This is a genomic window from Metapseudomonas otitidis (assembly GCF_900111835.1).
Taxonomy (GTDB): Bacteria; Pseudomonadota; Gammaproteobacteria; order Pseudomonadales; family Pseudomonadaceae; genus Metapseudomonas; species Metapseudomonas otitidis.
Window position 1 is genome coordinate 57,864 of record NZ_FOJP01000019.1, and the last position, 23,178, is coordinate 81,041.

General features: G+C 69.6%; 25 protein-coding genes and 2 riboswitches. Of the genes, 15 read left to right on the forward strand and 10 right to left on the reverse strand.

Annotated features, from left to right (window positions below; genetic code table 11):
• Both cobN and cobW read right to left on the reverse strand, forming a co-directional pair.
• Window positions 1-3,735 carry a cobaltochelatase subunit CobN gene (gene cobN / locus BM198_RS23250; protein WP_074972790.1) on the reverse strand — a complete coding sequence of 1,245 codons (3,735 nt, stop codon included), beginning with the start codon at window positions 3,733-3,735 and terminating at the stop codon, window positions 1-3.
• 60 nt (window positions 3,736-3,795) lie between these two features.
• A complete protein-coding gene (gene cobW / locus BM198_RS23255; RefSeq protein WP_074972792.1) occupies window positions 3,796-4,848 on the reverse strand; it encodes a cobalamin biosynthesis protein CobW in 1,053 nt (350 codons plus the stop codon).
• A gap of 91 nt (window positions 4,849-4,939) precedes the next feature.
• Window positions 4,940-5,133, reverse strand: a riboswitch (cobalamin riboswitch).
• 98 nt (window positions 5,134-5,231) lie between these two features.
• Here cobW and BM198_RS23260 point away from each other — a divergent pair.
• From BM198_RS23260 to BM198_RS23275, 4 genes are all read left to right on the forward strand, one after another.
• Complete coding sequence (locus BM198_RS23260) at window positions 5,232-5,672, forward strand: cobalamin biosynthesis protein (protein WP_074972794.1); 441 nt, start codon at window positions 5,232-5,234, stop codon at window positions 5,670-5,672.
• Entirely contained in the window at window positions 5,669-6,421 is a 753-nt protein-coding gene (gene cobM / locus BM198_RS23265) for a precorrin-4 C(11)-methyltransferase (RefSeq protein WP_074972796.1), read from the forward strand. Before BM198_RS23260 ends, cobM begins: the two co-directional genes overlap by 4 nt.
• A 211-nt stretch (window positions 6,422-6,632) precedes the next feature.
• Window positions 6,633-7,517: a sugar nucleotide-binding protein gene (locus tag BM198_RS23270; RefSeq protein WP_074972798.1), complete on the forward strand. Its 885-nt coding sequence runs from the start codon at window positions 6,633-6,635 to the stop codon at window positions 7,515-7,517.
• The gene (locus BM198_RS23275) at window positions 7,510-8,436 is read left to right on the forward strand and encodes an NAD-dependent epimerase/dehydratase family protein (protein WP_074972800.1); all 927 of its coding nucleotides are present in this window, start codon (window positions 7,510-7,512) and stop codon (window positions 8,434-8,436) included. Before BM198_RS23270 ends, BM198_RS23275 begins: the two co-directional genes overlap by 8 nt.
• A gap of 134 nt (window positions 8,437-8,570) precedes the next feature.
• Here BM198_RS23275 and BM198_RS23280 read toward each other — a convergent pair whose 3' ends face one another.
• The 5 genes from BM198_RS23280 to BM198_RS23300 form a co-directional block, all read right to left on the reverse strand.
• Window positions 8,571-9,263, reverse strand: coding sequence for an OmpW/AlkL family protein (locus BM198_RS23280; protein ID WP_074972802.1), 693 nt, complete (start codon window positions 9,261-9,263; stop codon window positions 8,571-8,573).
• Between the two features lie 286 nt (window positions 9,264-9,549).
• Complete coding sequence (locus BM198_RS23285; protein WP_044402546.1) at window positions 9,550-10,071, reverse strand: DUF3299 domain-containing protein; 522 nt, start codon at window positions 10,069-10,071, stop codon at window positions 9,550-9,552.
• Between the two features lie 7 nt (window positions 10,072-10,078).
• A complete protein-coding gene (locus BM198_RS23290) occupies window positions 10,079-11,341 on the reverse strand; it encodes an ABC transporter permease (RefSeq protein ID WP_074972804.1) in 1,263 nt (420 codons plus the stop codon).
• Between the two features lies 1 nt (window position 11,342).
• Window positions 11,343-12,050, reverse strand: coding sequence for an ABC transporter ATP-binding protein (locus tag BM198_RS23295; protein WP_074972806.1), 708 nt, complete (start codon window positions 12,048-12,050; stop codon window positions 11,343-11,345).
• 40 nt (window positions 12,051-12,090) lie between these two features.
• Complete coding sequence (locus BM198_RS23300; protein WP_074972808.1) at window positions 12,091-12,687, reverse strand: DUF2796 domain-containing protein; 597 nt, start codon at window positions 12,685-12,687, stop codon at window positions 12,091-12,093.
• A gap of 104 nt (window positions 12,688-12,791) precedes the next feature.
• Between BM198_RS23300 and BM198_RS23305 the strand changes: the two genes are divergently transcribed.
• The gene (locus BM198_RS23305; RefSeq protein ID WP_074972810.1) at window positions 12,792-13,145 is read left to right on the forward strand and encodes a hypothetical protein; all 354 of its coding nucleotides are present in this window, start codon (window positions 12,792-12,794) and stop codon (window positions 13,143-13,145) included.
• 48 nt (window positions 13,146-13,193) lie between these two features.
• Here the strand turns inward: BM198_RS23305 and trxA are convergent, their stop codons facing one another.
• The 3 genes from trxA to BM198_RS23320 all read right to left on the reverse strand — a co-directional run bounded on the left by trxA (window position 13,194) and on the right by BM198_RS23320 (window position 15,245).
• Entirely contained in the window at window positions 13,194-14,063 is an 870-nt protein-coding gene (gene trxA / locus BM198_RS23310) for a thioredoxin (RefSeq protein ID WP_074972812.1), read from the reverse strand.
• 100 nt (window positions 14,064-14,163) lie between these two features.
• Complete coding sequence (locus BM198_RS23315; protein ID WP_074972814.1) at window positions 14,164-14,817, reverse strand: class I SAM-dependent methyltransferase; 654 nt, start codon at window positions 14,815-14,817, stop codon at window positions 14,164-14,166.
• Complete coding sequence (locus BM198_RS23320; RefSeq protein ID WP_232060794.1) at window positions 14,814-15,245, reverse strand: YbaY family lipoprotein; 432 nt, start codon at window positions 15,243-15,245, stop codon at window positions 14,814-14,816. Before BM198_RS23320 ends, BM198_RS23315 begins: the two co-directional genes overlap by 4 nt.
• Window positions 15,246-15,373: 128 nt before the next feature.
• Here BM198_RS23320 and nrdR point away from each other — a divergent pair, with 128 nt between their 5' ends.
• The 10 genes from nrdR to BM198_RS23370 all read left to right on the forward strand — a co-directional run bounded on the left by nrdR (window position 15,374) and on the right by BM198_RS23370 (window position 23,119).
• Window positions 15,374-15,838, forward strand: coding sequence for a transcriptional regulator NrdR (gene nrdR / locus BM198_RS23325; protein WP_044402522.1), 465 nt, complete (start codon window positions 15,374-15,376; stop codon window positions 15,836-15,838).
• 3 nt (window positions 15,839-15,841) lie between these two features.
• A complete protein-coding gene (gene ribD / locus BM198_RS23330; protein ID WP_044402519.1) occupies window positions 15,842-16,966 on the forward strand; it encodes a bifunctional diaminohydroxyphosphoribosylaminopyrimidine deaminase/5-amino-6-(5-phosphoribosylamino)uracil reductase RibD in 1,125 nt (374 codons plus the stop codon).
• 85 nt (window positions 16,967-17,051) lie between these two features.
• Window positions 17,052-17,208: riboswitch (FMN riboswitch) on the forward strand.
• A gap of 183 nt (window positions 17,209-17,391) precedes the next feature.
• Entirely contained in the window at window positions 17,392-18,054 is a 663-nt protein-coding gene (locus BM198_RS23335; protein ID WP_044402516.1) for a riboflavin synthase, read from the forward strand.
• Window positions 18,055-18,071: 17 nt separating this feature from the next.
• A complete protein-coding gene (gene ribBA / locus BM198_RS23340) occupies window positions 18,072-19,166 on the forward strand; it encodes a bifunctional 3,4-dihydroxy-2-butanone-4-phosphate synthase/GTP cyclohydrolase II (protein WP_074972816.1) in 1,095 nt (364 codons plus the stop codon).
• Window positions 19,167-19,228: 62 nt separating this feature from the next.
• A complete protein-coding gene (ribH, locus tag BM198_RS23345; RefSeq protein WP_044402509.1) occupies window positions 19,229-19,705 on the forward strand; it encodes a 6,7-dimethyl-8-ribityllumazine synthase in 477 nt (158 codons plus the stop codon).
• Window positions 19,702-20,190: a transcription antitermination factor NusB gene (nusB, locus tag BM198_RS23350; protein WP_044402506.1), complete on the forward strand. Its 489-nt coding sequence runs from the start codon at window positions 19,702-19,704 to the stop codon at window positions 20,188-20,190. The genes ribH and nusB overlap by 4 nt, the downstream gene beginning before the upstream one ends.
• A 13-nt stretch (window positions 20,191-20,203) precedes the next feature.
• Entirely contained in the window at window positions 20,204-21,172 is a 969-nt protein-coding gene (gene thiL, locus BM198_RS23355) for a thiamine-phosphate kinase (protein ID WP_074972818.1), read from the forward strand.
• The gene (locus BM198_RS23360; protein ID WP_074972820.1) at window positions 21,165-21,680 is read left to right on the forward strand and encodes a phosphatidylglycerophosphatase A family protein; all 516 of its coding nucleotides are present in this window, start codon (window positions 21,165-21,167) and stop codon (window positions 21,678-21,680) included. Before thiL ends, BM198_RS23360 begins: the two co-directional genes overlap by 8 nt.
• 19 nt (window positions 21,681-21,699) lie before the next feature.
• Window positions 21,700-22,455, forward strand: coding sequence for a type 2 periplasmic-binding domain-containing protein (locus BM198_RS23365; RefSeq protein ID WP_074972822.1), 756 nt, complete (start codon window positions 21,700-21,702; stop codon window positions 22,453-22,455).
• Window positions 22,442-23,119 (forward strand): retropepsin-like aspartic protease family protein, encoded by a 678-nt coding sequence (locus BM198_RS23370; protein ID WP_074972824.1) that lies wholly within the window; start codon window positions 22,442-22,444, stop codon window positions 23,117-23,119. Before BM198_RS23365 ends, BM198_RS23370 begins: the two co-directional genes overlap by 14 nt.
• The last annotated feature ends 59 nt before the right edge of the window (window positions 23,120-23,178 follow it).

The following is a 23,178-nucleotide window of genomic DNA, read 5'->3' on the forward strand; positions in this document are numbered from 1 at the left end:
TCACTGTTCCTCGATGTCCAGCAGCAGGTCTTCGAGGGCCTCGCGGTATTCCCCCGGTTCTTCCCACAGGCCGCGTTGCTGGGCTTCCAGCAGGCGTTCGGTGATGTCACGCAGGGACTCGGGGTTGTGCTGCTGGAGGAAGGCGCGGGTGTCGGCATCCAGCAGGTAGGCGTCGGCCAGCAGGGCGTACTGGTGGTCGTCCACCAGGTGGGTGGTGGCGTCGAAGGCGAACAGGTAGTCCACCGTCGCGGCCAGTTCGAAGGCGCCCTTGTAGCCGTGGCGCTTCATGCCGGCGATCCACTTGGGGTTGGCGGCGCGGGCGCGCACCACCCGGCCCAGTTCCTCCCGCAGGGTGCGGATGCGCGGCAGGTCCGGCTGGCTGTGGTCGCCGTGGTAGCTGGCGACCGCCTGGCCGCGCAGGGTCTCGGCGGTGGCGAGCATGCCGCCCTGGAACTGGTAGTAGTCGTTGGAATCGAGGATGTCGTGCTCGCGGTTGTCCTGGTTCTGCAGCACCGCCTGCAGCCCTTCCAGGCGCTCGCCGAAGCGTTGCCGGGCGGGGGTGCCGGCATCGCTGGCCCCGTAGGCGTAGCCGCCCCAGTTGAGGTAGGCCTCGGCCAGGTCGGTGCGGGTTTCCCAGGTGCGGGCCTCGATCACCCCTTGCACGCCCGCGCCGTAGGCACCGGGCTGGGCGCCGAACACCCGCCAGCCGGCTTCGCGGCGCGCGGCCTCCGCTGGTAGGCCTTCGCCTTCCAGGCGGGCGCGGTCCTGGCGCACGCGGGCGGCGAGGGGGTTGAGGTCGTCGGGCTCGTCCAGCTCGGCGACGGCCTGCACGGCGGCGTCGAACAGGCGGATGAGGTTGGCGAAGGCGTCGCGGAAGAAGCCCGACACCCGCAGCGTCACGTCCACGCGCGGGCGGTCCAGCAACGACAGCGGGAGGATCTCGAAGTCCTCCACGCGCTGGCTGCCGGCCTGCCACACCGGGCGTACGCCCAGCAGGGCCATGGCCTGGGCGATGTCGTCGCCGCCGGTGCGCATGGTGGCGGTGCCCCAGACGGACAGGCCGAGCTGGCGCAGGTGGTCGCCTTCGTCCTGCAGGTGGCGCTCCAGCAGCAGGCTGGCGGACTGGAAGCCCAGGCGCCAGGCGGTGGGCGTGGGCAGGTTGCGCACGTCCACGGTGAAGAAGTTGCGCCCGGTGGGCAGCACGTCGAGGCGCCCGCGGCTGGGAGCACCGCTGGGGCCGGGGGGCACGAAGCGCCCGTCGAGGGCGGCCAGCACGCCGCCGATTTCCGCTGCGCCGCAGGCGTCCAGGGCGGGGGCGATTACCTGCCGCAGGTTGTGGATAACGGCGTCGCTGGCGGGGCCGATGGCTTCGGCGGCCGGGTTGGCGATCAACTGGCGGGCCAGCAGTTCCAGGCGCTCGCGGGTGTCGCCGTTACTGCGCCAGGGCGCGTCGTCGACGCCCTGGAGCACAGCGGGGCGTGGCCCCTCCCAGGGTTCGGCCCAGGCCAGGTCGAGCGGGTCGCGGCCGAGCGCCAGGTCGCGGGCGAGGGCGCGCAGCAGGCTGGCGTTGCCGCCCTTGCCGTCGGCACGGGGGATGCGCACCAGGGACAGCAGGGTGTCGTCGCGCAGGCCCGTCACGGGGGATTCGCCGAACACGTGCAGGCCGTCGCGGATCTGCGATTCCTTGAGGTCGCAGAGGTAGGCGTCCAGCTGCGGCAGCCAGCTGTCGGCGTCGTCGTTGAGGCTGAGGCCCAGCTCGCGGTCGAGGGCGGTGGCCCTGACCAGTTCGAGAATTTCGCCGCGCAGCTGCACGGCCCGGCGCGGGTCGAGCAGGGAGGCGTCGTAGTATTCGTCGGCCAGGCGCTCCAGGTCGCGCAGCGGGCCGTAGGTTTCGGCGCGGGTCAGCGGCGGCATCAGGTGGTCGATGATCACCGCCTGGGCGCGGCGCTTGGCCTGGGCGCCTTCGCCAGGGTCGTTGACGATGAAGGGGTAGATGTTCGGCAGCGGGCCCATCACTGCGTCCGGCCAGCATTCGGCGGACAGGCCGACGCCCTTGCCGGGCAGCCATTCGAGGTTGCCGTGTTTGCCGACGTGCACCAGCGCGTCGGCGCCGAACACCTCGCGCAGCCAGAAGTAGAACGCCAGGTAGCCGTGGGGCGGCACCAGCGACGGGTCGTGGTAGATGGCCGCCGGGTCCAGCTGGTAGCCCCGCGCCGGCTGGATGCCGACGAAGGCGAGGCCGAAGCGCAGGCCGGCGATCATCATCCGTCCGCTGCGGAACATCGGGTCCTGTTGCGGCTCGCCCCAACGCTCCGTCACCGCCCGCTGGTTGGCTTCGGGGAGGCGGGCGAAGCAGGCGAGGTAGTCGTCCAGGGCCAGGCTCTGGGCGCAGGGGCGGGCGTCGAGGCTGTCGAGGTCGTTGCTGACGCCGCCCAGCAGGCTGTGGATAAGGGCGGTGCCGCTCCCCGGCAGGCCGGCCACGGGGTAACCCCGGGATTCCAGGGCGCGGAGGATGTTCAGCGCGCCGGCCGGGGTGTCCAGGCCCACGCCGTTGCCGATGCGGCCGTCACGGGTGGGGTAGTTGGCGAGGATCAGCGCCACGCGCTTGTCGGCGTTGGCCTTGCGCGCCAGCAGCAGCCAGCGCCGTGCCAGTTCGGCGACGAAATCCATGCGCTCGACATGGGGCAGGTAGCAGACCACGTCGCTCTGGCTGCGCTCGCTGCGCCAGGCCAGGCCCTTGAAGCTGATGGCGCGGGTGATGAGGCGGCCGTCCAGTTCCGGCAGGGCGACGTGCATGGCCAGGTCACGGGGGCCCAGGCCCTGGGCGTTGGCCTCCCACTGGGGCTGGTTGTCCAGGCTGCAGATGGCCTGGAACACCGGCACGTCGCGGCGGAACGGGCGCAGGCTGGGGGCCTCCGGCGAGGACTGGGCGAAGCCGGTGGTGTTGATGATCAGCTCGACGCCGGCCTCGTCCAGCCAGTCTTCGAGGGTGGCCAGGCAGGCGGCCTCCTTGAGGCTGGCCACGGCGATGGGCAGCGGGTTGAGGCCCTGGGCGGCGAGGCGTTCGCAGAAGGTGTCGAGGAAGCCGGTGTTCGCCGCCTGCAGGTGGGTGCGGTAGAACACCAGCGCCACCACCGGTTGCTCGGGTTGCCAGTCGGCGCGCCAGTGGGCGAGCCCGGCGTTGGGCTGGCGCGGGTGGTAGACCGCGACGCGGGGCAGTGCCCTGGGGGCCTCCCAGTGCATCGCGTGGCCCAGGCAGCGGCTGGCGAGGCAGGCGAACAGCTGCCGGGCGTTGTCCAGCCCGCCCTGGCGCAGGTAGTGCCAGTAGCGCTCGGCATCCTCTGCGGGAACGGTGCAGAGCCGTGCCAGCTCGGGGTCGGGGCGGTCGTCGCCGGGCACCAGGATCAGCGTGGCGCCGCGCTCGGCCAGCGCCACCAGTTGCTCGATGCCGTAGCGCCAGTAGCCGACGCCGCCGTGCACGGAGATGAGGATGACCTTGGCGTGTTGCAGCACCTCGTCGACGTAGAGGTCCACCGAGGCGTGGTTCTGCAGCTGCATCGGGTTGGCCAGGCGCAGGCTCGGGTAGTCCTCCGGCAGCGTGCGGGCGGCTTCGGCCAGCAGCGCCAGGTGCGAGTCGCCGCTGCAGAGGATGACCAGCTCGGCGGGCGTCTGGGCCAGGTGGGCGATGCCGTCGTCGGGGACGAAGCCGCCGGGCTGGGTGCGCAACAGGTGCATGGCTCGGGCCTCGGCTCGGTGGAGCGGCCCTCTCCCGGGGGAGAGGCGCCGGTTCGGCGGTTACGCCAGGGCGGTGCGCAGTTCGTTGGCGATGGTGGCCTGGTCCAGCTCCTGGCCGATCACCACCAGGCGGGTGGCGCGGGGCTCGTCGCTGCGCCAGGCGCGGTCGAAGTGCTTGTCGAAGCGCTTGCCGACGCCCTGCACCAGCAGGCGCATGGGCTTGCCGGTGACGGCGACGAAGCCCTTGATGCGCAGGATGGCGTGGCGTTCCACCAACTGGCCGAGGGCCGCGAGCAGGGCGCGCTCGTCCACTTCCGGGAGGTCGACGTGGAAGGAGTCGAACTCGTCGTGGTCGTGGTCCTCGTGTTCTTCGTGGTCGTGGTGGGTGGGGCGGCTGTCGATGTGCAGCTCGGCTTCGGCGTTCAGGCCCAGCAGCACGTCCAGCGGCAGCTTGCCGGAGGCGGCCTCGACCACCTTCACCGCCGGCGGCAGCTCTTCGCTGACTTCGGCGCGCACGGCGGCCAGGGCGTCGGCATCCAGCAGGTCGGTCTTGTTGAGGATCACCAGGTCGGCGCTGGCCAGCTGGTCTTCGAAGAGTTCGTGCAGGGGCGATTCGTGGTCGAGGTTCGGGTCCTGCTTGCGCTGCTCGTCCACCTGGTCGGGGAAGGCGGCGAAGGTGCCGGCGGCGACGGCGGGGCTGTCCACCACTGTGATCACCGCGTCCACGGTGCAGGCATTGCGGATCTCGGGCCACTGGAAGGCCTGCACCAGGGGCTTGGGCAGGGCCAGGCCGGAGGTCTCGATGAGGATCTGGTCGAGGTCGCCACGGCGCGCCACCAGCTCGCGCATGACCGGGAAGAACTCTTCCTGCACGGTGCAGCACAGGCAGCCGTTGGCCAGTTCGAAGACGCGGCCCACGGCCTCTTCCTCGCTGCAGCCGATGCTGCATTGCTTGAGGATGTCGCCGTCGATGCCCAGCTCGCCGAACTCGTTGACGATCACCGCAATGCGGCGACCCTGGGCGTTGTCCAGCATGTGGCGGAGGAGGGTGGTCTTACCGGCACCGAGGAAGCCGGTGACGATGGTGACGGGGAGCTTGGCCAGGGTTTTCATGCGCGCCTCTCAGGTGCTCTGTGGCGGGCATGACGAATGCAGCGGGCCGGGCCCGCTGGAGGTATTCGCCACCGGATCACCCCGCCCGGTTGTCTGGAAATTCGCCGAGGCAGGTCTCCTGGCTCGCAGCCTGGCGCGGGGCGCCGCCGGGTCCGCCTTCCCGCCCGTGGGCAGTGGCTGTGGACAGGGCATCAGCTGCTTACAGTTGCGGGGGCAGCCGTGGCTTGGACCACGTTCCCTCTTAGCTCCAGCGCTCGCTGGAGAACCTCGAAAGTACGGAAGGCTACGCAGGGCCCGGGCGGCGGTCAATCGCGTTGGTTGACGCCTCGTCGGGCCCGTGCTGTCCTTGCGCGGATTTTTCCCGCCCGGTCACCTGCCACGCCATGAACCCCGCTGCTCTTTCCCTGACGCCGCCTTCGCTGGTGGCCGGTTTCGGCTGCCGCCAGGGCTGCACGGCGGCGGAGCTGGGGGCCTTGCTGGATGCCTGCCTGGCCGAGGCCGGGGTGCCGCCGGCGCGCCTGGCGGCGTTGGCGACCCGCGAGGACCGCGCCCTGGAGGCGGGTCTGCGGGCGCTGGCGGCGGAGCGCAACCTGCCGTTGCAGGGCGTTTCCCCCGAGGCGCTGAACGCCCTGGAAGCGCGCCTGAGCCAGCCGTCCGAGCGGGTCCGCGCCCTGGCCGGCAGTGCGGGGGTGGCCGAGGCGGCGGCCCTGGCGCTGGCCGATCGGCTGGGGCAGGGGCCTTCGCACCTGCTGCTCGACAAACGCCGCAGTGCCCGCGCGACCTGCGCGCTGGCCTGCATCCACCTGGAGGCTGAACGGCCATGACGGTCTATTTCATTGGCGCCGGCCCGGGCGACCCGGAACTCATCACGGTGAAGGGGCAGCGGCTGATCCACCGTTGCCCGGTGATCCTCTATGCCGGTTCGCTGGTGCCGGAGGCGGTGCTGGAGGGGCACCAGGCGCAGCAGGTGGTGAACACCGCCGAGCTGCACCTGGAGCAGATCGTTGCGCTGCTGGCCGAGGCCCATGCCCGGGGCCAGGACGTGGCGCGGGTGCATTCGGGCGATCCGTCGCTGTATGGCGCCATCGGCGAGCAGATCCGCCACCTGCGCGAGCGCGGCATTCCCTACGAGATCGTGCCGGGCGTCACCGCCACGGCGGCCTGCGCGGCCCTGCTGGGCTGCGAGCTGACGCTGCCGGAGGTGTCGCAGACGCTGATCCTCACCCGCCACGCCAGCAAGACGCGGATGCCCGAGGGCGAGTCCCTGGGGGACCTGGCCCGTCACCGGGCGACCCTGGCGATCCACCTGGGGGTGAGCCGGATCGAGGAAATCGTCGCCGAACTGCTGCCGCACTACGGGTCGGCCTGCCCGGTGGCGGTGATCCACCGCGCCAGCTGGCCGGACCAGGCCCAGGTCACCGGCACCCTCGCCGACATCGCCGAGAAGGTACGGGCCGTGGGCTTCCGTCGGACGGCGCTGATCCTGGTGGGGGAGGTGCTGGCGGCCGAGGGCTTTGCCGACTCGTCGCTGTACCGCGCCGGGCATGCGCACCTGTACCGGCCGGGCGAGTGACGGCCCGGTCGCGGGAGGATCGCTGCATATCGCCGGGTGTTGCCTTCCGGATGCCGGCTTTTTCGCCTGCGTTCGCCTTGCCCGCCCCGACCCGCCCGGGCTTTTCGGCGGGCCTGTAGTGACGTACCGCTGTGAAACCCGCAGAATGCAGCCTTTCCGGCCTTTGGCCGGCCCGTCCGTATGACTTCGGCCTTGAGCGACCTGACTCCTTATGCGAATGCGCTTGATGCTGCTGGGCGGTGGCAATGCCCTTGGACAGGCGCTGATTCGCCTGGGTGCCGAGGATGATGTGGGGTTCCTCGCCCCGCGCCCGCCCGAGCAGGGTTGGGACGCCGCCAGCCTGACGCAGTTGCTCGACGACACCCGCCCCGACGCGGTGGTGAACCTCGCCTACTACTTCGACTGGTTCCAGGCCGAAGACGTGAGCGCTGAGCGCTTCGCGGCCCAGGAGCGGTCGGTGGAGCGCCTCGCCGAGCTGTGCCAGCACCACAACATCGTGCTGCTGCAGCCTTCCAGCTACCGGGTCTTCGATGGCGCCCGCGCCACGGCCTACAGCGAGAAGGACGAGACCATTCCCCTGAGCCTGCGTGGCCAGTCCCTCTGGCGCATCGAACAGAGCGTTCGCGCCCTGTGCCCGCGCCATGTGCTGCTGCGCTTCGGCTGGCTGCTGGACGACAGCCGCGAAGGCACCCTGGGCCGCTTCCTGGTCCGCGCCGAGCGGGACGACGAGATCTGCCTGGCGGACGACCGCCGTGGCAACCCGACCCCGGCCGACGATGCCGCGCGGGTCATGCTGGCGGTGCTCAAGCAGCTGGACTGCGCCGCGCCGCTGTGGGGCACCTACCACTACGGCGCCCACGAAGCGACCACCACCCTGGCCCTGGGCCAGGCGGTGCTCACCGAGGCACGCGCCCTGCACCCGCTGAAGGTGCAGGACATCACTCCGCAGGCCCACGCGGCCCGCCCCGACGCGGCGGACGAACCGCAGCACGCCGTGCTGGCCTGCAAGAAGATCTTCCACACCTTCGGCATCAAGCCGCGCGCCTGGCGTGCGGCCCTGCCGGCCCTGCTGGACCGCTACTACCGACATGGCTGATCCCATCCTCATTACCGGCGGCGCCGGCTTCATCGGTTCGCACCTGGCGGACCAGTTGCTGGCCCGCGGGCACGCCGTGCGCGTGCTGGACAACCTCTCCACCGGCAAGCCCGGCAACCTGGCACTGGACAACCCGCGCCTGGAGCTGATCGAGGGCGATGTGGCCGATGCGGCGGTGGTCGCGCGTGCCATGGCCGGCTGCAAGGCGGTGGCGCACCTGGCCGCCGTGGCCTCGGTACAGGCCTCGGTGGATGACCCGGTGGCGACCCACCAGGCCAACTTCATCGGCACCCTGAACGTCTGCGAAGCCATGCGCACCCACGGGGTGAAGCGTGTGCTGTTCGCCTCCAGCGCGGCGGTCTACGGCCAGAACGGCGAAGGCCAGGCCATCGACGAAGACACTGCCAAGGCACCGCTGACGCCCTACGCGTCGGACAAGCTGGCCAGCGAGCACTACCTGGATTTCTACCGGCGCGAGCACGGCCTGGAGCCGGCGATCTTCCGCTTCTTCAATATCTACGGCCCGCGCCAGGACCCGTCGTCGCCCTACTCGGGGGTGATCAGCATCTTCACCGAGCGGGCGCTGGCCGGTTCGCCCATCACTGTGTTCGGCGATGGCGAGCAGACCCGTGACTTCCTCTACGTCGGCGACCTGGTGCAGGTGCTGGCCGAGGCGCTGGAGATGCCGGCTGTGGAGGTGGGGGCGGTGAACGTCGGCCTGCGCCAGTCCACCAGCCTCAACCAACTGCTGGCGGCCATCAGCGAGGTGGTGGGTGGCCTGCCGGAGATCCGCCATGCGCCCGGGCGTGCGGGGGACATCCGCCACTCCCTGGCCGACAACCAGCGCCTGCTGGCACGCTTCGACTTCCCCGAGCCGACGCCCCTGGCCAAGGGGCTGGCCGAACTGCTCGGCCGCTGAGCCGCTCCATGAGAAAGGCGCCTCCGGGCGCCTTTCTTCTTTCCGCTCGCTTTCACCCTAGGGCTTCACCCCGGGACCGCAGCAGCCCAAACGAAAAAGGCGCCCGAAGGCGCCTTTGTTCTGTGCAGCAGGGCTTAGAACTTGTAGCCCAGGCCGACCATGTAGACCCACGGGTCGACGTCGACGTCGACGTTGGCACGTACGCCCAGGGCGTTGTTGTCCACGTAGGCGCGGGTGTCGATGTCGATGTAGCGGACCTGGGCGTTCAGCATGACGTTGTCGGTCAGCATGTAGTCGGCACCGACCTGCCAGGCCAGGCCCCAGGAGTTCTTCACGTTGAAGTTGTCGAAGCCGGCGGCGGTTGCCTGGCTGCCGACGTGCTCGTCATAGATCCAGGTGTAGTTGATGCCACCGCCCACGTAGGGCTGGAAGGCGGACTTCGGATCCAGCGGGTAGTACACCAGGCTCAGGGTCGGCGGCAGGTGCTTCAGGGTACCCAGCTTGCCGTTGGCGGCGTCGAGGGCGGTGCCCTTGATCTTCACGTCGTGCTCGAACGGGGTGGCCGCCAGCAGTTCGATGGCCAGGTTGTCGGTCAGCATGTAGGCGAAGTTCAGGCCGAGCTGGGTGTCGCTGCTCATGGTGGCCTTGCCGCCCAGGTCAGCGCCGGCCAGGCCGCCGCGATCCACCTTCACGCTGGAGGAATCGGCTTCCGGGTTGACGGTGATGGCGCCGGCGCGGATCAGGATGTCACCGGCCTGGTGGGCCTGGGCCATGGGTGCAGCCACGGCCAGTGCGAGAAGAGAGGCAGCGAGGAACGACTTTTTCATGGAGGGCTCCAGGTCTTGAGCTGTGTTGGCTGTGGCGCAGTTTCAGGGAACCGGCCCCCCATTCGCCTTGATCTAGCTCAATGCCAATGCGGATTCGTTAGCAGGCTTGCTAAACAGGCTGCTGAAAAACGGGCTGCGTTGCCGCTGCGGCGTTGAAAGCACCCTCGTGCGCGAGTCCGATCAAAATGCTCATTTACACCACGTAAACTGCGCTTTTTCGGCCGCTTTCGCCTCGCATCGGCGGCCTCGCCAACGTCTTCAGTGGCCTGTTAGCCACCCTCCGTTTTCACTGGGATTCGTACGGATAGATCTTGCTCGCTTCCATCTGGTAGCCGGCTTCGGCCAGTTCGCTGGTGGAGGCTTTCACCTGCAGCGGGCCTTCGATCCAGAACGGTTGGTAGAGCGCATCCATCAGCACGCCCAGCTCGGTGGTGACGTGGACGATCTGGTTGGACGGCGGCGGCGGGACGTGGATGCAGGCGCCGAAGTAGGGCACCAGCAGGAACTCGGTCACGCGGCCTTCCTCGGTGACGTCCAGCGGGACGATGTAGCCGGGCAGCTTCACCTCCTGGCCGTCCAGTTCCTTGACCACCGGGGCGGCCGGGGATTGCTGGGTGGCCGCCGGGCCGGACTCGCTGGCCAGGGAGTCGGCCAGCTGCGACAGGTCGTGGATCGGAGCGGGCGGCGGAGGTGGCGGGGCGTCGGCGGGGATCATCTCCGACCAGGTCAGTTCACGCACATCCCCCGCCCAGAGGGCGGTGGTGGCCAGCAGCAGGAGGGCCGGCAGGGTCAGCAGGGCACGTTTCATTCGCAGCTCACAGGCGGATGGAGAGGCCGTCGGCCAGGGATTGTCGATAGGCGCGCCAGGCCGGCACGCTGCCCATCAGCAGGGCGGCGGCCAGGATACCGCCCAGCAGTGTCCACTCATAGTTGGAGGGCAGCGCCAGGGGCAGGTAGAGGCCGTAGTTGGCCTGCACGTAGCCCTGGCTGACGGCGATGCCGAGGTACAGCAGGCCGAGCCCGAGTACCGCGCCGGCCACGGCCAGGGCGAAGGCCTCCAGCACCAGCAGGCTGCCGATGTGCCAGGGGCGCGCGCCCACGGAGCGGAGGATGGCCATTTCCCGGCGGCGTTCGTTGAGGCTGGTGAGGATGGCGGTGAGCATGCCGATCAGCCCGGTGAGCACCACGAACAGCGAGACCACGAACAGCGCCTTCTCGGCCGTGCCCATCAGGCTCCACAGTTCCTGCAGGGCGACGCCGGGGAGCACCGCCAGCAGCGGCTCGACCCGGTATTCGTTGATCTGTCGCTGCAGGGCGAAGGTGGCGATCTTGCTGTTGAGCCCCAGCAGGAAGGCGGTAATGGCCTTGGGCTGCAGGTCCATGGCCCGGGCCTGGTCGGCGCTGACCTTGCCGGTACCGCGCGCGGGCACGCCGTTCTGCCAGTCCACGTGCAGCGCTTCCATGCCGGCCAGGGAGATGTGCAGGGTGCGGTCCACCGGGGTGCCGGTGCGTTCGAGGATGCCGACCACGGTGAACGGCTTGTCGTCGTGCTGCACCAGGCTGACGGTGCTGACGCCGTGGGCCAGCACGATGTGATCGCCCAGCTTGTACTTCAGCGCCTCGGCCACTTCGGCGCCGAGCACCACGTCGAACAGGTCGGCGAAGGGCTTGCCTTCGGCCAGCTTCAGCGGCTGGGCGCGGCCGTAGCGGTAGTGCTCGAAGTAGGCCTCGCTGGTGCCCATCACCCGGTAGCCCTTGTGGGAGTCGCCGAGGGAGATCGGGATGGCCCATTTCACCCGCTTGTCCTGGGCGATGGCTTCGAAGCTCTCCCAGCGGATGTTGTTGGTGGCGTTGCCGATGCGGAACACCGAGTAGAGCAGCAGGTTCACCGACCCGGAGCGGGCGCCGACGATCAGGTCGGTGCCGCTGATGGTGCTGGCGAAGCTGGCGCGGGCTTCCGTGCGCACCCGCTCCACCGCCAGCAGCAGGCAGACCGAGAGGGCGATGGCGAAGACCGTGAGCAGGGCGGTGAAGCGACGGTTGGCGAGGCTCGCCAGGGCCAGGCGTAGCAGGTGCATCTCAGGCCTCCAGCGGGCGGGCTGCGCGGTTCAGGTCCAGCAGCGAGAGGCTGCGGTCGAAGAGGGGGGCCAGGCTCTGGTCATGGCTGACGAAGAGCAGGCTGGTGCCGGCGTCGCGGCATTCGTCGAAGAGCAGGCGCAGGAAGCTCTCGCGGGCATCGGCGTCCAGGGCCGAGGTGGGCTCGTCGGCGATCAGCAGCTCCGGCTGGCCGATCAGCGCGCGGGCAGCGGCGACCCGCTGCTGCTGCCCGATCGACAGGGCGTCGGCGCGGCGCTCCAGCAGGGCCTCGCCGAGGCCGAGGTGGCCGAGCAGGGTCACGGCGGCGGCCGACACGCTGCCGTGGCGTTGGCTGGCACGCTGGGCGCGCAGGCGGGAGAAGCGGCAGGGCAGCTCGACGTTCTCGCGCACCGAGAGGAATGGCAGCAGGTTGAACTGTTGGAAGATGTAGCCGGTGTGGTCCACCCGGAAGCGGTCGCGAGCCCCGGAGGAGAGGGCGCCGAGGTCCTGGCCGAGCAGGCGGACATGCCCGCGCCCGGGCGCCTGGACGCCGCCCAGCAGGCCCAGCAGGGTGGTCTTGCCGCTGCCGCTGGGGCCTTTGAGGAAGAGGGTTTCACCGCTGTTGAGGGTGAAGGCGGGGATGTCCAGCAACTCGGCCTGGCCGGGCCAGGCGAATCCCAGGTCGGTGATGTCGATCAGTGTCTGGCTCATGTACGGACGGCCGGGTTGCCCCGGCCGGCTCATCGGGGGATCAGAAGCTCAGGGAGGGGGCTGCGGGGGTCAGTTCGGCGCCCTGCTGGCCCTTCGGGCCGATCAGTTGTACCTGAATTTTCTGGGTGGCGGGGAAGCGCGTGAACAGGCCCTTGAGGTCCAGCCCGGTCAGCTTGGCCGGCGTTGCGCATTCCAGGTGGTAGCGCGCATGGATCTCGCTGTGTTCGTGGTGGTGCTCATCGCCGTCCTCGTGCTTGTGCTCATGCTCGTGGGCCTCTTCCGGGGCGTTGCCGAACAGCGGGCTTTCCAGTTCCTGTTCGGACACCTTGCAACCGGCGGCTTCGGGGAGGGCGAACAGGGCCAGGGGTTTTTCCAGCTCGGCGCGGGCCTTGGCCACGGCGGCCTTGTCGGCATCGCTGCGGGCCTCGTGCTCGAAGCCCACCAGGTTCATGGCCGGGCTTTCCAGTTCCAGCTCCAGGGTGCTGCCGTCCAGGGCGGCGTTGAGGCGGGCCACGCCGTGCTCGTGGGCACCCAGGCTGCCGTGGCCTTCGTGGTCGTGATCGTCGTGTTCATGGGCCTGAACGGAGAAGGCCAGGGGGAGCAGTGCGAAGGGCAGGGCGAGCAGCAGGCGGCGCATGGGAGTCTCCAGATGCGGGTGAAAAGCGGCGTTACGTTATAACAACTGTGGGCCGGCTTCCAGAGGCGTGAGAGCATGGCGCGTCGTTTATCGAGGAACCTTGCATGCTGCGCATTCGCGGACGGATCGGTGATTGGCCGGTGGACCTGACGGTGGAAATGGACGAGGAGGACTGGCAGCGCCTGGGCGCTCAATTGCACGTTGCCCCGGCAGCATCGCCCGAGCCGGTTGCGCCACCGGCAGCCGCCCCTTCCCGGCAGGCGGACCCACGCTGGGAGGCCGCCCTGGGGCTGCTGCGCGAGGCCGGCCGTCTGGAGGGCCCGCGCCTGCTGGCCGACCTGGAGGCCCTGGCGGGCAGTGCGGCAGCCGGCAAGCGCCTGCTGGTGCGCCTGCGCCATTGCGAGCAGGTGCAGCTGGAAGCCGGGGCGGACGCGCCGGTGTATGTCTGGAAGGGCTGAGGCGGGAGAGGCGGCCAGGCAGCCCTGTTGGGCGGCCTGGCAGGGCGATCAGTAGATCGCCTGGTACAGCTTGCGGCGGTAGGTGGTGACCAGCGGGTGGTCGTTGCCCAGCAGGTCGAACACCTGCAGCAGGGTCTTGTGGGGCAGGCCTTCGCCGTAGTTGCGGTTGCGCACGAACAGCCGCAGCAGGGCATCCAGGGCCGGTTCGTACTGCTGGCGGGCCAACTGGTGGATGGCCAACTGGTAGCTGGCTTCGTCGTCGCCCGCGTCCTGGGCCAGGCGGCTCTTCAGGGTGGCGGCCTCGGGCAGGTCGTTCACCTGGCGCAGGAAGGCCAGCTGGGCGCGGGCGCCGGCCAGGGCCTGCTTGTGCTCGTCGCCCTTGACCGCATCCAGCACCAGTTGGGCTTCACCCAGCTCGCCGCGCTCGGCGAGGCAGCGGGCGTAGAGGATCAGTGCCGGGGCGTTGCTGTTGTCTTCGCCCAGCAGTTGCTTGAGCACGGCCTCGGCATCACCGATGCGGCCGTCGTCGAACAGGGCCTGGGCCGCTTCCATCGGGTCGGCGGCTTCCGGTGCCGGTTCGGCAACGTGGGGGGCGAGCATGGCGCGGATCTGGGATTCCGGCTGGGCACCGGCAAAGCCGTCCACCGGCTGGCCGTCCTTGAACAGCACCACGGTGGGCAGGCTGCGGATGCCGAAGCGCATGACGATGTCCTGCTCGACGTCGCAGTTGACCTTGGCCAGCAGCAGCTCGCCCCGGTAGGACTCGGCGATCTGTGCCAGCAGCGGCATGAGGGCTTTGCAGGGGGCACACCACTCGGCCCAGAAATCCACCAGCACGGGTTTGTGGAAGGAGTTCTGGATCACCGACTGGTCGAAGTCGAGGGCGGTGGCATCGAAGATGTAGGGCGTGTCGCTCATCGTGGATTCCGTAAGCGCAGGGAAGAGAGTGGGCGAATCATACGGCCGCTAACGCCGCGCGCCTACCAGGTGGGGCGAGCGGCGTGGCGCATCCGCCGGTTCAGCGGGCGGCGTGGTACAGGCTCACGTGGCGGAATTGCTCGGGCTCGGCCAGGTCCGGCCAGGTGCAGGCTTCCAGCATGGCCAGGCGGCGGTACAGCGGGTGGGCGAAGTCGCGCACGCGGGAGTCGGCCACCAGCGCTTCGCGGCCCCGGCTGAGGAAGTGGTCCAGCAGCGGCAGGTTGGCGCGGTCGTAGAGCACGTCGGCCACCACCACCAGGTCGAAGCGATCGGCCTCGGCGAAGAAGTCGGCGCTGTAGCCGAGCGTCACGCCGTTCAGTGCGGCATTGGCGCGGCAGGCCTCCAGGGCCAGCGGGTCGAGGTCGCAGGCCACCACTTCCGCCGCGCCGGCCTTGGCGGCGGCGATGGCCGCCACACCGGAGCCGGCACCGAAGTCCAGCACGCGCTTGCCGGCGACCCAGTGGGGCTGCTCGGCGAACCAGCGCGCCAGGGCCAGGCCGCTGGCCCAGCAGAAGCACCAATAGGGCGGCTCTTCGAGGATGCGCCGGGTCTCGTCGGCGTCGAAGGCGCGATCCATGTTCTCGGCGTCGATCAGCCAGAGGCGCAGGTCGGTGCCCGGCAGCGTCTCGGCGCGCAATTGGGCATCGCCGAGCAACTGGGCGAGCGGGGCCTGCAGTGTCGAGGGCGGCGTCATGGCACGGTCTCCAGCTGCAGGGCGCCCAGGGACTGGCTTTCCGCCGCCGGGATGCGCCGTGGGGCGAGACGCTGGATCAGCTGGCCGGACTGGCTGACCCGGGCGCGCAATTCCACCCGCAGGTCCCGGGGGAAGGCCTCGGGGTTGAAGGTCAGGCGGAAGGGCAGGGCCGTGCCGGTGCCATCGAGGCGGAGGCTGCCGAGCAGGCGCAGCGGGCGGTCGCGGGTGTCCACCGCCAGCAAGGCCAGCTCCACGTCGCTGCCGGCGGGGGCGCCCAGCAACTGGCCGTCCAGCGCGCGCATGTAGGCGGGCAACGGCTGCTCGGCAGCGGGCTTGGCGACCGGTTTCGCCGGTGCAGGTTCGGCGGGCGGCTCGCCAGCGCAGGCGGCCAGCAGGGCGGCAAGGGAAAGGATGTAGAGCGGACGCATCATGACTCCTGGCCAAGGGGGTACAGGCGGTGTGCGCGGCCTTATAGCTCAAACCCCGGTTGCTTGTCTTGCCAGGGAGATGCGCTCTACCATGTGGCCTTCTTTTCCGCCATAGCCCCCTCCCTGCCATGCACTGTCCCTTCTGCGGCGCCCATGACACCAAGGTGATCGACTCGCGACTGGTCGCGGAAGGCGATCAGGTCCGCCGTCGCCGCGAGTGCCTGGCCTGCGAGGAGCGCTTCACCACCTTCGAGACCGCCGAACTGGTGATGCCACGCCTGATCAAGCAGGACGGCAGCCGCCAGCCCTTCGACGAGGACAAGCTCCGTGCCGGCATGCAGCGGGCGCTGGAGAAGCGCCCGGTGAGCATCGAGCGTCTCGAAGAGGCCATCGCCCACATCAAGCACAAGCTGCGCGCCACCGGCGAGCGCGAGGTGAAGTCGCGGGTGCTGGGCGAGCTGGTGATGGTCGAGCTGCAGAAGCTCGACGAGGTGGCCTACATCCGCTTCGCTTCGGTCTATCGCCGTTTCCAGGACCTCAACGAGTTCCGCGAGGAAATCGAGCGGCTGGCCCGTGAGCCCTCCAAAGACTAAGGCATGACCGCATCCGACCAGGCCTTCATGGCCCGTGCGCTGGAACTGGCTCGCAAGGGCCTCTATTCGACCCACCCCAATCCCCGCGTCGGCTGCGTGATCGTCCGTGACGGCCAGGTGGTCGGCGAAGGCTGGCACGCCCGCGCCGGCGAGCCCCACGCCGAAGTGCACGCCCTGCGCCAGGCCGGTGAGCGCGCCCGGGGGGCTACCGCCTACGTGACCCTGGAGCCGTGCAGCCACCACGGGCGGACCCCGCCCTGCGCCGATGCGCTGGTGAACGCCGGCGTCGCCCGGGTGGTCGCCGCCATGCAGGACCCCAATCCCCAGGTGGCCGGCCGTGGCCTGCTGCGCCTGATGGACGCCGGTATCGCCGTGCAGTCCGGGGTGCTGGAGAGCGAGGCGCGCGCGCTCAATGCCGGCTTCATCAAGCGCATGGAAACCGGGCTGCCCTTCGTCCGCGTCAAGCTCGCCATGAGCCTGGACGGCCGCACCGCCATGGCCAGTGGCGAAAGCCAGTGGATCACCGGCCCGGCCGCCCGTGCCGCCGTGCAGCGCCTGCGGGCGCGGGCCAGCGTGGTGCTGACCGGTGCCGACACCGTGCTCACCGACGGCGCCCGCCTGACCGTGCGCCCCGACGAGCTGGGCCTGAACGCCGAACTGACCGCCCTGGCCGTGACCCGCCCGCCGCTGCGCGTGCTGGTGGACGGCCGCCTGCGGGTGCCGCTCTCCGCGCCTTTCTACCAGGCCGGCAAGGCCCTGGTGGCCACCTGCGCCGTGGCCTCGGCGCGGGATCGCTTCCAGGAGGAGGGCCACGAATTGCTGGCTGTGCCGAGCAGCAACGGCCATGTCGACCTGCGTCGCCTGCTGCTGGAGCTGGGCTCGCGCGGGGCCAACGAGGTGCTGGTGGAGGCCGGGCCGCGCCTGGCCGGTGCCTTCGCCCGGGCGGGCCTGGTGGACGAATTCCAGATCTTCATGGCCGGTCGCCTGCTCGGCTCCAGCGCCCGTCCCCTGCTGGACTGGCCCCTGGCGCGGATGGCCGAGGCGCCGCAGCTGAAGATCACCGACGTGCGTGCCGTCGGTGACGACTGGCGCATCATCGCCGTGCCGCTGCCTCCGGTTGCTCGATAGCTGATCATTTCCATCGAAACGACTGGCTTGGAGCAGGCCGCGCCCTGTGTTAAAAACGCGCTCGGTCTTCTGGAATGGAAGGCCGAAACGTTCTCAGGGCGGGGTGGAAGTCCCCACCGGCGGTAATTGCGCCACGCGCATAGCCCGCGAGCGCTTCCCGGTCGCCACGGCGAGGGGAAGGTCAGCAGACCCGGTGTGATCCCGGGGCCGACGGTCACAGTCCGGATGAAGAGAGAACGGGATTGCCCGCCTGGGTGCGCGTTCGCGCGTCCGCGAAGTCCCATTCGATCCAGAGCCCTGTTTCTCACCAAACAGGAGATCGACATGCTCAACCCCCTTCGACCGAACCGCGCGGCCCTGGCCGTTCGCGTGCCGGTCCTCGCCCAGGCTGCCCATGGCGGCCGCTCCATGACTCGGGAGGCTCCATGTTCACCGGCATAATCGAAGCCATCGGCACCATTCGCGCCATCACCCCCAAGGGCGGTGACGTCCGGGTCCTGGTGGAGACCGGCAAGCTGGACCTGGGCGACGTCAAGCTCGGCGACAGCATCGCCGTCAACGGTGTCTGCCTCACCGCCGTGGAACTGCCTGGCAACGGCTTCTGGGCCGACGTCAGCCGCGAGACCCTGGCGCGCACCGCCTTCGACGACCTCAAGCCGGGCAGCCCGGTGAACCTGGAAAAGGCCCTGACCCCCACCAGCCGCCTTGGCGGCCACCTGGTCAGCGGCCACGTCGACGGCATCGGGGAAGTGATCGCCCGGGAAGACAACGCCCGCGCCGTCCAATTCAGGATCCGCTCGCCGCGTGAACTGGCCAAGTACATCGCCCTGAAGGGGTCGATCACCGTCGACGGCACCAGCCTGACGGTGAACGCGGTCAATGGCGCCGAGTTCGAGCTGACCATCGTCCCGCACACCCTGGCGGAAACCATCATGGTGGATTACCGGCCCGGCCGCCGGGTGAACCTGGAGGTGGACCTGCTGGCCCGCTACCTGGAGCGCCTGCTGCTGGGCGACAAGGCCGCCGAGCCCCAGGCGTCAGGCATCACCGAAGGTTTCCTCGCCGAACACGGCTACCTCAACCGCTGAATTCATAAGGAGGGCCCATGGCTCTCAATACCGTTGACGAACTGATCGAAGACATCCGCCAGGGCAAGATGGTCATCCTCATGGATGACGAGGACCGCGAGAACGAAGGCGACCTGATCATGGCCTCCGAGTGCGTGCAGGCCGAGCACATCAACTTCATGGCGCGCTTCGCCCGTGGCCTGATCTGCATGCCGATGACCCGCGAGCGCTGCGAACTGCTCAAACTGCCGCTGATGGCGCCGCGCAACGGCTCCGGCTTCGGCACCAAGTTCACCGTCTCCATCGAGGCGGCCGAAGGCGTCACCACCGGCATCTCCGCCGCCGACCGCGCGCGCACCGTGCAGGTGGCCGCCGCCAAGGGCGCCAAGGCCGAGGACATCGTCAGCCCCGGCCACATCTTCCCGCTGATGGCCCAGCCCGGCGGCGTGCTGGCCCGTGCCGGCCACACCGAGGCAGCCTGCGACCTGGCGCGCATGGCCGGCTTCGAGGCGTCCGGAGTGATCTGCGAGATCATGAACGACGACGGCACCATGGCCCGCCGCCCCGAGCTGGAGGCCTTCGCCGCCGAGCACGGGATCAAGATCGGCACCATCGCTGACCTCATCCACTACCGCCTGATCCACGAGCGCACCGTCGAGCGCATCGCCGAGCAGCCGCTGGACAGCGAACTGGGGCACTTCAACCTGGTGACCTACCGCGATGCCGTGGAAGGCGACGTGCACATGGCGCTGACCCTGGGCGAGATCAGCCCGGAAGAGCCGACCCTGGTGCGCGTGCACAACATGGATCCGCTGCGCGACCTGTTCATGGTCAACCAGTCCGGTCGCTGGAGCCTGCGTGCGGCGATGAAGGAAGTGGCCGCCTCCGGCAGTGGCGTGGTGCTGCTGCTGGGCAACCCGCTGACCGGCCCGCAGCTGCTGGCGCACCTGGAGCGCCAGCTGGGCACCGAGACCAAGGTCACCACGCCCTCCACCTACAGCACCGTCGGTGCCGGCTCGCAGATTCTCCGCGACCTCGGGGTGCGCAAGATGCGCCTGATGAGTTCGCCGATGAAGTTCAACGCGATATCCGGTTTCGACCTGGAAGTTGTAGAATACCTGCCCGCTGAATGACCCGAAGGGCCCTGGCCGTGAACGGCCGGGGCCTTCGCTCTTTAATTGACGAGAACCCGCCCATGCCCCTGAAGACCATCGAAGGTACCTTCATCGCCCCCAAAGGCCGCTATGCCCTGGTGGTCGGCCGCTTCAACAGCTTTGTCGTGGAAAGCCTGGTAAGTGGCGCCGTAGACGCCCTGGTCCGCCATGGCGTGTCCGAGGACGACATCACCATCATCCGTGCCCCCGGTGCCTTCGAGATCCCCCTGGTCACCCAGAAGGTCGCCCAGCGTGGCGAGTTCGCCGCCATCATCGCCCTGGGCGCCGTCATCCGTGGCGGCACCCCGCACTTCGAATACGTCGCCGGTGAGTGCACCAAGGGCCTGGCCCAGGTGTCCATGGAATTCGGCGTACCGGTCGCCTTCGGTGTCCTGACCGTCGACTCCATCGAGCAGGCCATCGAGCGCTCCGGCACCAAGGCCGGCAACAAAGGCGCCGAAGCCGCACTCTCCGCCCTCGAAATGGTCAGCCTGCTGGCGGCCTTGGAGGCCAAGTGAGTTTCAACAGCGACAACGACGCCCCCGAGGCGCCGAAGAAGCCCGCCAAGGGCAAGATCGCCACGCGTCGCCAGGCCCGCAGCCTGGCCATGCAGGCGCTCTACTCCTGGCACATCGCCGGCCAGCCCCTGAACGAGATCGAGGCGCAGTTCCGCGTCGATAACGATTTCAGCCAGGTGGACGGTGCCTACTTCCACGAGATCCTCCACGGTGTACCGCGCCAGAAGACCGAGATCGACGAGGCCTTCCTGCCCTGCCTGGATCGCCCCCTGGAAGAGGTCGACCCGGTCGAGCTGGCCATCCTGCGCCTCTCCACCTACGAGCTGATGAACCGCGTCGACGTGCCGTACCGCGTGGTCATCAACGAAGGCATCGAGCTGGCCAAGGTCTTCGGTGCCACCGACGGGCACAAGTTCGTCAACGGCGTCCTCGACAAGCTGGCGCCTCGCCTGCGCGCCGCCGAGGTTCGTGGCGGCAAGCGCTGAGCCCCCGCCACGGATGGGTGAGTTCGAGCTGATCCGTCGCTACTTCGCCTCCGCCGCCTGTGCGGCGGGTGGCGAAGGCATCGCCCTCGGCATCGGCGACGATTGCGCCTTGCTGCAGCCCGCACCGGGCGAGCAGCTGGCCGTGTCCACCGACACCCTGGTGGCCGGCGTCCATTTTCCCCGGGTGTGCGATCCCTTCCTGCTGGGCCAGCGCGCCCTTGCCGTGTCCGCCAGCGACCTGGCTGCCATGGGCGCCGCGCCCCTGGGCTTCACCCTGGCCCTGACCCTGCCCGCCGCCGATGCCGACTGGCTGCAACAGCTGGCCGCCGGCCTCGACGCCATGGCCCGTCGTTGCGGCCTGGCCCTGGTGGGTGGCGACACCACCCGTGGTCCCTTGAGCCTGACCCTCACCGTGTTCGGTCGCCTGCCGGCCGGTGCCGCCCTGCGGCGTTCCGGTGCCCGTCCCGGCGACCTGCTCTGCGTGGGCGGCAGCCTGGGCAATGCCGCCGGTGCCCTGCCGCTGGTGCTTGGCCAGCGGTCGGATGAAGGCGCCGAGGCCGCCGCCCTGCTGGATCATTACTGGGCCCCGCCGCCGCAGTTCGCCCTTGGGCTGGCCCTGCGTGGCCGTGCCAGCGCCGCGCTGGACGTGTCCGATGGCCTGCTGGCCGACTGCGGGCACATCGCCGCCGCCTCCGGCGTGGCCCTGTGGCTGGAGGCCGGGCGTGTCCCGCTGTCCCCGGCCCTGCAAGCGCTCTACCCCCACGACCAGGCCCTGGGCCTGGCCCTGTCCGGCGGTGACGATTACCGCCTGGCGTTCACCCTGCCGCCGCACCAGCTCGACGCCGTGCAGGCCGCCTGGCCGGCACTGGCCGTGATCGGCCGTGTCGAAGCCGGCCACGGTGTCCACCTGCTGGATGCCGACGGCCGCGAGCGACCGCAGCCGGCCCAGGGTTACCAACATTTCGGGAGTCACGGTGACTGATCATCCGCAACAAGCGCCGGCTCAGCCGGTCCCGCACTCGGTCTGGCGCAACCCCTGGCACTTCCTCGCCTTTGGTTTCGGCTCCGGCACCCTGCCCAAGGCCCCCGGCACCTGGGGCTCGCTGGTGGCCCTGCCGTTCATCCCGCTGTGGCAGATGCTGCCCGACTGGGGCTACTGGCTGATGCTCGGGCTGACCATGCTGTTCGGCTTCTGGCTGTGCGGCAAGGTCGCCGACGACCTGCGCGTGCACGACCACGAAGGTATCGTCTGGGACGAAATGGTCGGCATGTGGATCACCCTCTGGCTGGTGCCCGAAGGCTGGCACTGGCTGCTGCTAGGCTTCGTGGTGTTCAGGGTCATGGACATCCTCAAGCCCTGGCCGATCCGCTGGATCGATCGCCATGTGCATGGCGGCGTCGGCATCATGCTCGACGACGTGCTGGCCGGCGTCTTCGCCTGGCTGGCCATGCACCTCATCGTCTGGGGCGTCGGCCTGGCAGGCATCTGATCTGAAAGGAGACGGGACGATGCTCCGCAGGTTGCTCGGCATGCTGTCGCTACTGCTGGTTTCTCCCGCCTGGGCGGCGGACGGCCACCCGCCGGTGGCGGAGATCGTCATCGCCTCCGAGGTCTGGGCCGGCCACACCAACGCCGACGGCAGCGGCCTGGGCTGGGACATCCTGCGCAAGGTCTACGAGCCCGTGGGCGTTCGCCTGAAGATCCGCAGCGTCCCCTACACCCGCTCCGTGGGGCTGGTGCAGCGCCAGGAGGCCGATGCCTGGATGGGCGCCTACCACGACGAGATCGCCGGTGCCGTCTACCCCCGCTGGCACTACGACGCCGACCAGATCAGCGCCCTCGGCAAGGCCGGCGCGCCCGCCCCCAGCCTGCAGACCCTCGGTGACTACCGCCTGGTGTGGATCCGCGGCTACGACTACCAGCACCAGTTGCCAAACCTGAAGCACTTCGAAGAAATCCAGCGTCGCGGCGGTATCCTCTCCATGCTCGACCTGGACCATGCGGACTACTACATCGATGCCCGCACCGAGGTTGACGATGTGCTCGCCCAGGCTGCCCATCCGGAGCGTTACCAGGTCACCTTCCTGACCCCGCTCCCGCTCTACGTCGGTTTCGCTGCCAACGAGCGCGGTCGCGAGTTCGCCGCCCTGTTCGACGAGCGCATGACGCGCCTGGTGCAGAGCGGCGAGTTGCGCCCGCTGTACGCCCGCTGGAAGCAGCCCTATCCCTTCGACCCACCGGAGAAGCACCATGCGTCGCCTTGAGCTGCCCTGTCTCGGCCTGTTGCTGATGGCCTGTACCAGCGCCTGGGCCGAGCCCGTGGTGCAGGTGGTGGGGCTGTTCCCCAACGCGGCGGTGATCAGCGTCGACGGCCAGCGCAAGCTGGTGCGGGTCGGCCAGACCGGCCCCGGTGGCGTGCAGGTGGTCAGCGCCGACAGCAAGGGCGCGGTCCTGCGCATCGGCGGCGTCGAGCGGCCCTACGCCCTCAGCCGCGAATACAACAGCGCCGCCCCGCCCCCGGGGAGCACCGACGCCGCCGCATCCGCCCCACGCAAGGCGCAGATGAGCATCGCCCGGGGCAACAACGGGCACTACATGGTGGCCGGCTCCATCAACGGCCACCCGGTGCAGTTCATGGTGGACACCGGCGCCACCAGCGTGGCGATGAACGAGAACCAGGCGCGCATGCTCGGCCTCGACTACCGCGTCGAGGGCAAGCCGATGACCGCCAGCACCGCCGGTGGCAACGTGCGTGCCTGGCGGGTGCGCTTCGACCGGGTCAAGGTTGGCCCGCTGGAAGTGCTCGGTGTCGAAGGCGCGGTGGTCGAGGGCGATGCCCCGGTGGACGTGCTGCTGGGCATGAGCTTCCTCAACCAGGTGCGCTGGCGCGAGGACCAGGGCGTGCTGCGCCTGGAGTCCAAGTTCTAGGGCGTGCGAGCGGAGCCCACCGTCCAAGCCTTTCGATCCTTATCCCCAACTATTCAGTC